General features: G+C 69.4%; 6 protein-coding genes and 1 riboswitch. Of the genes, 1 reads left to right on the top strand and 5 read right to left on the bottom strand.

Annotated elements, in window-relative coordinates:
- Positions 1–79: 79 nt before the first annotated feature.
- The 3 genes from cobN to CEF10_RS13610 all read right to left on the bottom strand — a co-directional run bounded on the left by cobN (position 80) and on the right by CEF10_RS13610 (position 5,666).
- Complete coding sequence (cobN, locus tag CEF10_RS13600) at positions 80–3,781, bottom strand: cobaltochelatase subunit CobN (protein ID WP_101068721.1); 3,702 nt, start codon at positions 3,779–3,781, stop codon at positions 80–82.
- Between the two features lie 97 nt (positions 3,782–3,878).
- On the bottom strand, positions 3,879–4,940 hold the full coding sequence (cobW, locus tag CEF10_RS13605; protein ID WP_101068722.1) for a cobalamin biosynthesis protein CobW: 1,062 nt from the start codon (positions 4,938–4,940) through the stop codon (positions 3,879–3,881).
- A gap of 81 nt (positions 4,941–5,021) precedes the next feature.
- Positions 5,022–5,666 carry a HupE/UreJ family protein gene (locus CEF10_RS13610; protein ID WP_101068723.1) on the bottom strand — a complete coding sequence of 215 codons (645 nt, stop codon included), beginning with the start codon at positions 5,664–5,666 and terminating at the stop codon, positions 5,022–5,024.
- Positions 5,667–5,783: 117 nt separating this feature from the next.
- Positions 5,784–6,001: riboswitch (cobalamin riboswitch) on the bottom strand.
- A 205-nt stretch (positions 6,002–6,206) separates the two neighbouring features.
- Here CEF10_RS13610 and smc point away from each other — a divergent pair.
- Positions 6,207–9,662 carry a chromosome segregation protein SMC gene (gene smc / locus CEF10_RS13615; protein WP_101068724.1) on the top strand — a complete coding sequence of 1,152 codons (3,456 nt, stop codon included), beginning with the start codon at positions 6,207–6,209 and terminating at the stop codon, positions 9,660–9,662.
- A 381-nt stretch (positions 9,663–10,043) separates the two neighbouring features.
- On the opposite strand, the gene CEF10_RS16945 is transcribed toward smc, so the two are convergent.
- Both CEF10_RS16945 and CEF10_RS13625 read right to left on the bottom strand, forming a co-directional pair.
- On the bottom strand, positions 10,044–10,859 hold the full coding sequence (locus CEF10_RS16945; protein WP_157933036.1) for a hypothetical protein: 816 nt from the start codon (positions 10,857–10,859) through the stop codon (positions 10,044–10,046).
- A gap of 310 nt (positions 10,860–11,169) precedes the next feature.
- Positions 11,170–12,342, bottom strand: a complete 1,173-nt coding sequence (locus tag CEF10_RS13625; RefSeq protein WP_101068726.1) for a lytic murein transglycosylase — start codon at positions 12,340–12,342, stop codon at positions 11,170–11,172.
- Position 12,343 lies beyond the last annotated feature (1 nt).

Here is a 12,343-nt window from a genome sequence, read left to right on the forward strand (position 1 = left end):
CTTCCGTTCAGGGGTCATCCTGCCCGTGCCGGCCCCCGCTGTCCAGAACGATGCCCGCCCCGGGGCGGGCGCGGCAGGGTCAGCCACGCGCGGCGGTGATGCGGCCGCGCGCCGAGTTCGATCGTGGCATCCACAGCCCGCGGTCGATCGCCTCCTGCAGGCGCTCGGCAATCTCGCGCAGGGCCGGCGCGTTGTGGTCGGCGATGAAAGCGCGGGTCTCGTCGTCTTCGAGGAAGGCCGATTCGACGAGGTCGAAATGATGCCCCCGGACCGCGCCGGTCGTGGCCGCGAAGGCGAACAGGTAGTCCACCGTCGCCGCCATCTCGAAGGCGCCCTTGTAGCCGTGCCGCTTCACCCCGTCGATCCACTTGGGGTTCACCACGCGGGAGCGAACAACGCGCCCGATCTCGTCGTCCAGCGTTCGGATGACAGGGCGCTCGGGGCGCGAGTGATCGTTGTGATAAAGGGGCCGGTCGCGCCCCTGCAGCGTGGCGATGGCGGCCGCCGCGCCGCCCTCGAACTGGTAGTAGTCGTCCGAATCGAGGATGTCGTGTTCGCGGTTGTCCTGGTTCTGGACGATGGCCTCGGTTTCGCGCAGGCGGGTCTCGAAGCCGGCGCGGTCGGCCTGGCCTTCCGTGCCCGCGCCATAGGCGTAGCTGCCCCATTGCAGGTAGGCCTCGGCGAGGTCGGCGCGCTCGGACCAGAGCCGTTCGTCGATCAGCGCCTGCAGCCCCGCGCCGTATGCACCCGGCTTGGCCCCGTAAACGCGCGGCGCGGCCCCCTCGGCGGCGGCGCGGGCGGCGGCGGGGTTCACGTCCTCGGGTTCGTCCATCTCCATCACCGCGCGGGCGGCGGAATCGAACAGCGCGATGAGCTGGGGGAAGGCATCGCGGAAGAACCCCGAGATGCGCAGCGTGACATCCACCCGCGGGCGGCCAAGCACGGTCTGTGGCAACACCTCGAAACCGGTGACGCGGCGGTTCGCGCTGTCCCAGGTGGGCTTGACGCCCATGAGCGCAAGCGCTTGCGCGATATCGTCGCCGCCGGTGCGCATGTTGGCCGTGCCCCAGGCGTTGACCAGCAGGCTGCGCGGCCAGTCGCCGTGGTCCTGTAAGTGCTTCTCGATCAGCAGGTTGGCCGACTTCCATCCCAGCGTCCAGGCGGTGGGCGTGGGCACGGCTCGGCTGTCCACGGAAAAGAAGTTGCGGCCCGTGGGCAGCGTGTCGAGGCGCCCGCGCGTCGGCGCCCCGGAGGGCGCCGGCGGCAGAAACCGCCCCGAGAGCGCGGCAAGCAGCCCCTCGCCCTCGGCCGGGCCGCAGGCCTGAAGGCGCGGGTGCACGTCGCGCGCGGCCGCGTCCAGAACGGCGCGGCTCATCGGCCCCGGCGGGGTCGTTTCGCCGTCGAGCAGGCGTGCCGCCATCGCTTCGAGGCGTTCGACCGTGTCGCCGTGGCTGCGCCACGGGCCGGGCGCGGCATCGGCAAGGGCCGCGGGCCGGGCGCCTTCCCACGTCGCGGCCATGTCGCAATCCAGCGGGTCGAACGACAGCCCCAGGTCGTCGGCCAATGCCCGGATGATCGAGGCGTCCCGGCCCCTGCCCTGCCCGCGCGGCACCCGCAGCAGCGCCTGAAGCAGGTCGCGCGCCTGCGGTCCCGCGGGCGACTGTCCGAAGACGTGAAGCCCGTCGCGGATCTGCGCCTCCTTCAGTTCGCACAGGTAGGCGTCGAGCCGGGCGAGGTCGGTGTCCTCGTCCTCGCCCGAAAGCCCGGCGTCCCTGTCCAGCCCCGTGGCCGAGGTCAACGACAGGATTTCCCGGCGCAGGTGATCGATGCGGCGCGGATCGACCCCGGCGGCCTCGTAATACTCGTCCACCAACGCCTCGAGATCCTTCATCGGCCCGTAGCTTTCGGCGCGCGTCAGCGGTGGCGTCAGGTGATCGACGATCACCGCCTGCGCGCGCCGCTTGGCCTGCGTGCCCTCGCCGGGGTCGTTGACGATGAAGGGATAGACGTGCGGCGTTGGGCCAAGCACGGCCTCGGGCCAGCATTCTTCGCTCAGCGCCAGTGCCTTGCCGGGCAGCCATTCCAGGTTGCCGTGCTTGCCCATGTGCACGATGGCATCGGCGCGGAACTGGTGGCGCAGCCAGAAATAGAAGGCAAGGTAATTGTGCGGCGGCACGAGGTCGGGCGAATGGTAGGTGTCCGTGGGGTCGATGTTGTAGCCGCGCGCGGGTTGAAGCCCGACGACGACGTTGCCGTATTGCAGCACCGACAGGGCGAAGTGGCCGCAATCCACCGCGCCGGGGGTGTAGAAGGGGTCGGCCTCGGGCGGGCCCCAGCGTTCCTCGATCGCCCGGCGCAGCGCCCAGGGCAGCCGGCCGTAGTCGATCTGGTAGTCGGCCATGGACATCTGCACGCCGCCCGCCCGCTCGGCGCGGTCGGTCAGCCAGTTCGTCGGCCCGGCCATGACCGCCTGCATCAGCGCGTCGCTGTCGGCCGGGGGGGCCGAGACGCGGTAGCCCGCCTCGCGCAGCAGCCCCAGTGCATGGACGGTGGCCGCGGGCGTGTCCAGCCCCACGCCGTTGGCGAGCCGCCCGTCCTTGTTGGGATAGTTCGCCAGCACCAGCGCGACGCGGCGGTCGGCCTCGGGCGTGGCGCGCAGGCGTGCCCAGCGGGCGGCGAGCTGCGCGGTGAACGTCACGCGGTCGCCCTGGGCGCGGTAGGTGGCGACGGGACACTGGGTGGCCTCGTCGAAGAATGCCTCGTCCTTGAAGCTGACGGCGCGGGAAAGCACGCGGCCGTCCACCTCGGGCAGGGCCACGTTCATCGCGATGTCGCGTGCCGAAAGCCCGTGCTTGCCCTCGGCCCAGGCGGTTTCGGACGAGCCGGCCAGCACCACCTGGAAGACGGGGGCCGCGTTCGCCTCGGGCATGGTCAGGGGGTTGTCGGCGCCGTGCTCCGCGTCGTGCGGGGATCCGACCGCGAAGGCGGTGCAGTTGAGGATCACCTCGGGCGGCGCGGCGGCGAACAGCCCCTGCAGGGTGGCCACCGAGAGCGGATCCTTCAGCGAGGCCACGAAAACGGGAAGGGGGTTGAGCCCTTCGCGAAGCAGCGCCTTGACCATGCGGTTGACCGGGTTCAACCCGGCGCCCTGCACCAGCGCGCGATAGAACACCAGCGGCACGACCGGCTGGCCCTCGGTCCAGTGAGCCTGCGCGGCGGCGAGGTCGGCCACGCCCGCACCGGGCCAGTAGACCCCCGCGCGCAGCAGCGGGCTGGCGGCGGCGGGTCTTTCCGTGCCGTCGAGCACTGCGCCGGCGTAGCGCAGGAAGTTCGCCGCGTTCTCCGGCCCGCCCTCGACGAGATAGGCCCAGAGCGCATCGTAGTCCGCGTCGCCGACGGTGGACAGCCGCCGCAGCTCGGCGTCGGGCTTGTCGTCGCCCGGCAGCAGGACCAGCGGCACGCCGGCCTCGTGGAGCCGCGCCGCGTATTGCTCGACCCCGTAACGCCAGTACCCCGTGCCGCCGAGCACCCGCGCGACCACCAGGCGTGACCGGGTCGCGCAGTTGTCGAGGTGCAGGTCAACCGACATCGGGTGCTGCAGGTAGCCCATGTTCATCAGCCGCAGGCCGGGCGGATCGGCCATTTCCGCGCGCGCGGCGCTGAGCGCTGCCAGCTCGGTGTCGGCGGCCGAGATGAACACGATGTCGGTGGGCGTCTGGCCGGGATCGACGGCCTCCGTTCCGTCGTCGATGGCGCCCGGAGTGGCGGCAAGAAGGTGCATCAGCCCAGTCCTTCGCGCATCTCTCCGCGGCAGCCGTCCCGGCCCGGGCAAGGCCCGGGCCAGCAGTGCGCCGGGGCTGTCGGCGCGGGACGGGGCATCAGGCCGACAGCGCGGTTTCGATCGCCGCGCGGTCGAGTCCCGCCTGACCGATCACCACGAGGCGCGTTTCGCGCGGATCGGCGCCGAAGGGGCGGTCGAAATAGGTATCGACGCGCGGGCCGACGGCCTGTAGCGCCAGCCGCATCGGCTTGCCCTCCACCGCGGCGAATCCCTTGAGCCGCAGGATGTCGTGGGTGCGGATGACGTCGGCGACCGTTTCGGCGAACCCTTTCGCATCGGCGATCTCGGGGCGGGTGATCACGAAGCTTTCGAAATCGTCGTGGTCATGTTCGTGGTGGTGATGGTGGTCGTCGCCGTCGTCGTCATGGTGATGATGGTGCAACTCGTGGCGGCCGGCCATGTCGGCCTCTGCGCCCGCGCCCTGGCCCAGCAGCACCTCGAGCGGCAGCGCGCCCATCCGCGCCGGGATCACCTGCACGCCGTCGCGCGACTGCGCGCGCAGTTTTTCGGACAGCGCATCCGCGTCCGCCTCGCCCATCAGGTCCGCCTTGTTGACGACGATCATGTCGGCGCAGCTCATCTGGTCGGCGAAAAGTTCCGACAGCGGGGTTTCGTGGTCGAGGTTCTCGTCCTGCCGGCGCTGGGCGTCCACCGCGGCGGTGTCGTGCGCGAAGCGGCCCGCGGCCACCGCCGGGCCGTCGACGACGGTCACCACGCCGTCGACGGTGACGCGCGTGGCGATCTCGGGCCAGTTGAAGGCGCGCACCAGCGGCTGGGGCAGCGCCAGCCCGGAGGTTTCGATCACGATGTGATCGGGGGCCGCGTCGCGCTCGATCAGTTTCTGCATCGTGGGTACGAAATCCTCGGCCACGGTGCAGCAGATGCAGCCGTTGGAAAGCTCCATCACGTCGTCGTCGGCACACCCCTCGATGCCGCAGCCCTTGATGATGTCGCCGTCAACGCCGAGATCGCCGAACTCGTTGATGATCAGAGCGATCCGGCGATCGCCGGCATTGTCCAGCATGTGCCGGATCACGGTGGTCTTGCCGGCGCCGAGGAAGCCGGTCACGACGGTGGCGGGTATCTTTTTGCTGGGCATGGGGCACCTTCACTCGGAACGCGGAGCGGGCAAAGAAAAAGGCGGCCCGGGGAACGGGCCGCCCGGCGGGATGCGCGCGGGTCAGCCCGCGATCAGGGCGACCAGCGGCCCCTCGACGGTCTCGAGCGTCAGGAACACGCCGACACCGGCCACCATCGCACCGACGAGCCGGGCATTGACCGCGGAGGCCTCACGCGCCCCGAGCATCCTTTCTGCCACCCAGCCGGCGGCGATCGCGATGGCGTACTGGATCACGCCAAGCCCGATCAGGTAGCCGGTGAGAACACCCGCGTTCACGCCGCCTTCCTGCGCGGCGATGCTGCCGCCGAAGGCCGAGCCGTGGAACAGGCCGAAGGCCGCGAAAAGCGCGACGGCCGTGCCCGCGCCCAGCGCGCGGCCCGACAGGACCACGGCGCCGACGACCAGAAGCGACAGCGCGATCATGACTTCCGCCATCGGCATGCCGACGCCCGCGTACATCAAGCCGCATCCCGTCAGCATCGCGGCGATGTATCCGGCGGGCGCCGTGTAACGCCCGGCGGTGAACAGCGCGGCCACGCCCATCGCGATGACGAAGAAGGCATGGTCGAAGCCGAGAACCGGGTGCCCGATGCCCGACAGAAGGCCATGCGCAAAGGTTTCCATGGGCTGGCCGGCCAGCGGGTGGTGTGCCAGCGCGGGCGTGGCGGCGACGCTGGCTGCGGCGATTGCGAGAAGTTTCTTCATGTCCTGTCCCCTTCGGGTTCCTGTTGTGAAGGGGGTATCGTCGGCAGGGCCGGCAAGCGCGCGTGTCGCGTGTCAGTCCCCCAACGGAACACCCCGTCCGTTGTTTCCTGGGTCGGGCATGGCGCCCGATGCAAGGCCGGTCTCCTGGCTCGCGGGTCATCGCGGGCGCCGGCCTTCCCGGGGATCCCAGTGGCGTTGCGGCGCGCGCTCTCCGCTCACAGTCGCGGGGGCGGCTGACGAATGGGCGCCCGGGTTGGGTCCGCCGTCACGTCATTCCCTGTTTCATCCCCTGGCGCTTTGCGCCGACGCGGGGAACCATGCCCCTCCCGTATGGCGGCCGCGGGTCACGGCGTCAAGGTCATTTGCGACGCGGCAGCGCCGGAATCCGGCCCCGGGCGGGGCGAAATCCCGCCGGGTTGGCGCAATATCTTGTTGATAACCCGGCAATCCATGCCAGATCATGGGGTTTGACGTTGACAGCCGGCCTTGGCACGCGTCACAGTTCCGAACAATCCGGAATCATGGCGGCAAGGCAAGGGCGTGCAGTTCACCAAACTCAGACTGACCGGCTTCAAGAGCTTCGTCGACCCGACCGATCTCGTCATCGCGGATGGGCTGACCGGTGTGGTCGGGCCGAACGGCTGTGGCAAGTCCAACCTTCTGGAAGCGCTGCGCTGGGTCATGGGCGAAAACCGCCCCACCGCCATGCGCGGCGGCGGCATGGAAGACGTGATATTCGCCGGCGCCGCGTCGCGGCCGGCCCGCAACTTCGCCGAAGTGAGCGTGCACATCGACAATGGCGACCGGCTCGCGCCCGCGTCCTTCAACGATACCGACCACATCGAGATCGTGCGCCGCATCACCCGTGACGTGGGCAGTGCCTACAAGGCCAACGGCAAGGACGTGCGCGCGCGCGACGTGCAGATGCTGTTCGCCGATGCCTCCACCGGCGCGCACAGCCCCGCGCTGGTGCGCCAGGGTCAGATCTCGGAACTCATCAACGCCAAGCCCAAGGCGCGCCGGCGCGTTCTGGAGGAGGCGGCGGGGATTTCCGGGCTGTACCAGCGCCGCCACGAGGCCGAGCTGAAGCTCAAGGCGACCGAGACGAACCTCGCGCGTGTCGACGACGTGATCGAGCAACTGGCCGGTCAGCTCGCGCAACTGGCCCGGCAGGCCAAGCAGGCAGCACGTTACCGGGCCATCGGCGAACAGTTGCGCCGCGCCGAGGGCATGCTGCTTTACCGGCGCTGGCGCGAGGCGGACGCGGCATGCCAGCAGGCCGATAGCGACCTGCGCGAGGCGACGACGGCCGCCGGCCGGGCCGAAGGCGCCGCGCGCGAGGCGTCACGCCGGCGCGCCGCTGCCGAGGAGGCCCTGCCGCCCCTGCGCGAGGAGGAGGCGATCGCCGCGGCGATCCTGCAGCGTCTCGAGGTGCAGCGCGACTCGCTGACCGAGCAGGAGCAGAACGCCCGCGGCCGGATCGACACCCTGGAACGGCGGATCGATCAATTGGCCCATGACATCGAGCGCGAGAGCGGCCTCAACCGGGATGCCGGCGAGACCATCGCGCGGCTCGAACAGGAGGCCGAGGATCTCGAGGCCGCCGAGGAAGGCCACGCCGCGCGTCTCGAGGCGGCGGCCGAAGCCGCGCACGAGGCCGCCACGGCGCTTCAGCAGCGAGAGGACGCGCTGGCGCAGTTGACCGAGGACGTGGCGCGCCTTTCCGCCCGCCACCAGTCCGCGCACCGCCTCGTGTCCGACAGCCGGCAGACCCTGGACAAGAGCGAGGCCGAGGCCGCCCGCGCCCGCGAGACCGCCGAAAGCGCGCGGCAGGCGCTGGCCCGGGCGGAGTCGGACCGCGAGGAGGCGCGCGCTGCGGAAGCCGCGGCGGCACAGGAGGCGGAGGCCGCCGAGGCGGCGCTCGTCGCCGCCGACGCCGCGCGGGCGGAAACCCAGTCGCGCGAGGCCGAGGCGCGTGCCGCCCGCTCGGAGGCCGAGGGCGAGGTCAGCGCGCTGAGCGCGGAGGTCTCGGCTCTGGCCAGGGTGGTCGACCGCGATACCGCCGAGGGCGGCCAGATCCTCGATCAGCTGCAGGTGGAAGCAGGGTTCGAGAAGGCACTCGGCGCCGCGCTCGCCGACGACCTGCGCGCGCGCGTCGTTGCCGAGGACGGCCCGTCCGGCTGGGCGCAGCTGCCCGACTACGCGACGCTTCAGCTTCTGCCCGAGGGGGCCGCGCCGCTGGCCGCCCATGTCAGGGCGCCGGGTATCCTGGCGCGCAGGATGGCGCAGATCGGCCTGGTCGCGGCCGAAGCCGGCCCGCGGCTGCAACCGCGGCTTCAGCCCGGCCAGCGGCTGGTCAGCCGCGAGGGCGACCTGTGGCGGTGGGACGGCTTCCGCGCCTGGGCCGAGGATGCGCCCTCGGCCGCCGCCCTGCGGCTGGAACAGTTGAACCGGCTGGAGGAGCTCAAGCAACAGCTCGCCCATGCCGAGGCCCGTGCGGACGGGGCAAGGCAGGCGCACGAGCGCCTGCGCGAGCAACTGGCCGAGGATACGCGCGCCGACCAGGCCGCACGCGAGGCTCGCCGCGCGGCGGACGCCACCGTGACCGAGGCCAGCCGCAGGCTCAGCCGGGCCGAGGCGGACCACGATCTCGCGCAGTCGAAGCTGGAGTCGGCGGGCCTTGCCGTCGCCCGCCACGAGGAGGAGGCCCAGGCGGCGCGCGCCCGGCTGGAGGAGGCGGAAGCGGGGCTCGAGGATCTGGGCGACCTGGAGGCCGAACGCGCCCGGGCCGAGCAGATGAAGGCGACCGTGGAGGCCGCGCGCGCCGACATGATGGCCAAGCGCTCGGCCCACGACGAGCTGCGCCGCAAGGGAGAGGCGCGGGCGCGCCGCGCCAAGGAGGTGGCCGAGGAGGTCAAGGGGTGGCGCCATCGGCTGGACACGGCCGCGCGCCGCGCCGGTGAACTGGCCGAGCGCAAGGCGGCCTCGGAAGAGGAACTGGCCGAGGCGGCCGCGGTGCCCGGCCAGATCGCCGAGAAGCGGGAGGAACTCGCCGGCGCCATCTCAGACGCCGAGGCCCGCCGCGCGCGCGCTGCCGACGCGCTGTCGAAGGGCGAATCCGACGCGCGCGAGGCTACCGCCGCCGAACGCGACGCCGAGCGGACCGCTTCGGAGGCGCGCGAAGCCCGCGCCGCGGCCGAGGCCCGCGCCGAGGCGGCGCGAACGGCCCGCGACCAGGCGGCCGAGCGGATCGAGGAAGACCGGCAGCTGTCGCCGCAGGATCTGCTTGAACAGCTCGACGCCGACCCGGGCGACATGCCCGGCGCCGCCGACCTCGAGGCGGAGGTCAACCGCCTGAAACGCCAGCGCGACGCGCTGGGCGCCGTGAACCTGCGCGCCGAGGAGGATGCGGCGGAGGTCGAGAAAGAGCACGGTGAACTGCAAAGCGAGAAGGCCGACCTGGAAGAGGCGATCGCGACCCTGCGCAGCGGCATCGCCAGCCTCAACCGCGAGGGGCGCGAACGGCTGCTGACCGCCTTCGAGCAGGTCAACGCCAATTTCGCCAACCTGTTCAAGCATCTTTTCGGGGGCGGCGAGGCCAACCTCGTGCTCGTCGAAAGCGACGACCCGCTGGAGGCGGGGCTTGAAATCATGTGCCAGCCGCCGGGCAAGAAGCTGTCGACGCTGTCGCTGCTCTCGGGCGGCGAGCAGACGCTGACGGCGCTCGCGCTGATCTTCGCGGTATTCCTCGCCAACCCCGCGCCGATCTGCGTGCTCGACGAGGTCGATGCCCCGCTGGACGACGCCAACGTCGTGCGCTTCTGCAACATGCTCGACGAGATGTGCCGCCGGACCGAGACGCGCTTTCTCATCATCACCCACAACGCGGTGACGATGAGCCGGATGGACCGGCTGTTCGGCGTGACCATGGCCGAACAGGGCGTCAGCCAGCTGGTCAGCGTGGACCTGCGGAAGGCCGAGGCGATGGTGGCCTGAGAACGACGCGCCCCGGGCGTCGCAGGGTGCCGTCGCGACGCGGGCCGCGAAGCCCGGTGAACGCCGCCTGGTGGTCTGCACCTGACACAAGTTGCCGATGCGAAGGTCGGCCTGCGGTCAGGAGGCCAGCATTCCGAGCGGAAATGTCAGATGACGGCAGTCAGCCCGGAGCGGACATGGCGCAAGACGGCGGGACTAGTCAGAGCGGAACTTCGCTGTGCGTCGGTTGAGTGACCGACATGCGGACTTTCCGGACCTTCGCTGCGGCTGCAAGGATCCACGTGACCGGCCATTCACCCTAGTCGCAAAGTAGTGGAGGATGCGGACTCGCATTTCGTAGAAGCGCCAGGCCGACCTCAGAGAAACCGGTTTGTCAGCTCTTTAAGCACCGGGTCCGGGTTGGGAGTCAGTCCAGACATGTGCTACGCTCGACGGTGGCGTGTCTTTGTCAATATCCCGGTCTTCCTCGTACTCGGGGGAAGTGGGCGCGGACACAATTGGCCGCAACGGACGACCCACATCGATTGTCACAGGCGGGTTAACTGAGTCGGAGAGCAGCGTGCGCTCAAACTCTGAAGAGCGCCAGAAGTCCTCTGGAATCTCGTCAGCGTTTTTGACGTCCCGCTTTTCGTCGAGAAACTTGATCACGCGGCCATCACTTATGGAAGGCGACCACCGTGCGTAGAAGCCCCGGAAGCGATCAGCACGAGCTGAAATTTTGAGCACTGCATCAGGATGCGAGAGTTCGTCTATGAGTGTGGCGAAACGCTCATGTTGCACTTCGATCTCAAGGAAGAACTCATGAATCTCTTCGATATCGAGATCTCCCTCAAACTTCAGGCCTGCCAGCGTCGCTGCCTCACCTATCGCGTTCTCCCGGATGGTCACCGTGATTCTGTCTGTTTTGCTCTTCTCGCCCAAAAATGAAAGAGAATACCGGCCCCATCGAGCAGGCTGGATTACTCCAGTTGCGCGGATTGCGCGACTGTATTGACGCTTTTCGACCTCTTCATATTCGCAGATGACCCCAAGGCTCGTTATTATCTTTAATTCGGAGCAGGCGATGTCGAGCGTTAGATAGCCCTGCCGCTGGTACTCCGTTTCTTCCCCAGTCGGCTCGTCACCCTCGTATTCGATGAATGCTCCGTTCTTTTCGAAGCCGCCCTCAGGCAGAAACCGAACCTTCAACTCGCTCAAAAAATGACTCCCCAACGTTTTGCGGCATGACCACGTCTTTGCGGCCTGTCCGTCAAGGCGAAATCCCGAGACCCTGACCGGGATGTCATGAATGGTTCAGTGGTGGGAGGGAACATTCAGACAGCATGGCAACATCGGTCACTTTGGGCTCTGACCCGGCATTCGCTGCATTTGGGCAGAACGGCGGCCTTGGGGAATCCTCGCGACTTTCCAAAGCCCGCTCCCTGCGCATAGCCGACGCTCGCACCTTGGCCGAACGGCGGAGGCAGACCACGGGCAGGCCGGGAAACCTGCATAATGTGCCGAAACGCTATAGCCGGTTCAGCAACGCCCGCGTCGGCCAGGCGTCCGCGGGCATTCCCAGCTTCTGCTGGATGTCCTGCACCGCCGCGCGGGTGCCGGCGCCAAGGATGCCGTCCACACCGCCCACGTCGTAGCCGCGGGCCTGCAGCTTGCGTTGCAGCGCCTTCATCTGCCCGCCCGAAAGCCCGGGATCGGGATTGCCGGGGTCGAAGACCGGCGCGCCCTCCAGCCGGTTCGCGAAATAGGCGGCCGTCAGCACGTAGGTGAAGCTCTTGTTCCACTCGAAGTACACGCTGAAATTGGGATAGGCGAGGAACGCCGGCCCCTTGCGTCCCTGGGGCAGGATCACGCTGGCCGGCAGGTTGCCCTCGATCCGGCCGTGGCGCGGCCGCACGCCCAGCCGCGCCCACTCGGACGCGCGCTTCGTGGTGCGCAGACCGGTCTGCGACCAGTCCAGCGTCCGCGGTACCGTGATTTCCTGCAGCCACGGCTCGTTCGCGCGCCAGCCCAGGTCGCGCAGCATGTTGGCCCCCGACATCAGCGCGTCGGGCGCCGAGGTCTTCAGTCGCACGTGTCCGTCGCCATCGCCGTCCACCCCGTTTTCCAGGATGTCCTTCGGCAACATCTGAACCTGGCCGATCTCGCCCGCCCAGGCGCCGGTGGTCGTCGCCGGGTCGAAATCCCCGTTCCTGAACAGCTTCAGCGCCGCGAAGATGTGCGGCCGGAACAGGTGCGGGCGCCGGCAGTCGTGGGACAGTGTCACCAGCGCGTTCAGCGTGTTGTAGTCGCCCTGGAAACTGCCGTAGTCGGTTTCGAATGCCCAGAAGGCCAGCAGCACGCCCCGGCTGACACCGTAGCGGCGTTCGATCGCGTCGAAGACGTGGGCGTATTTCCGCGCGTTGGACCGGCCCCGTTCCAGCCGGCTCTGGCTGATGAGCCGGCGTGCGAATTCGGTAAAGGTTTTCTGGAAAAATCCCTGCCGCCGGTCGGCCTTGATGACCGACGGGTCGCGGCGCACGGGGGCGAAGAACCGCTCGACGGTTGCCCGGTCATGCCCGCGCGACACCGCCTCCTGCTTGAGATCGTTGACGAAACTGTCGAAGGATCCGCCGCACGGGGTTTGCGCCGTCACGGCAGTTGCGGACAGAAGCAGGGCGACAAGAAATGAAGGAATGCGCATG

Source organism: Roseovarius salinarum, assembly GCF_002834145.1.
GTDB lineage: Bacteria > Pseudomonadota > Alphaproteobacteria > Rhodobacterales > Rhodobacteraceae > Roseovarius > Roseovarius salinarum.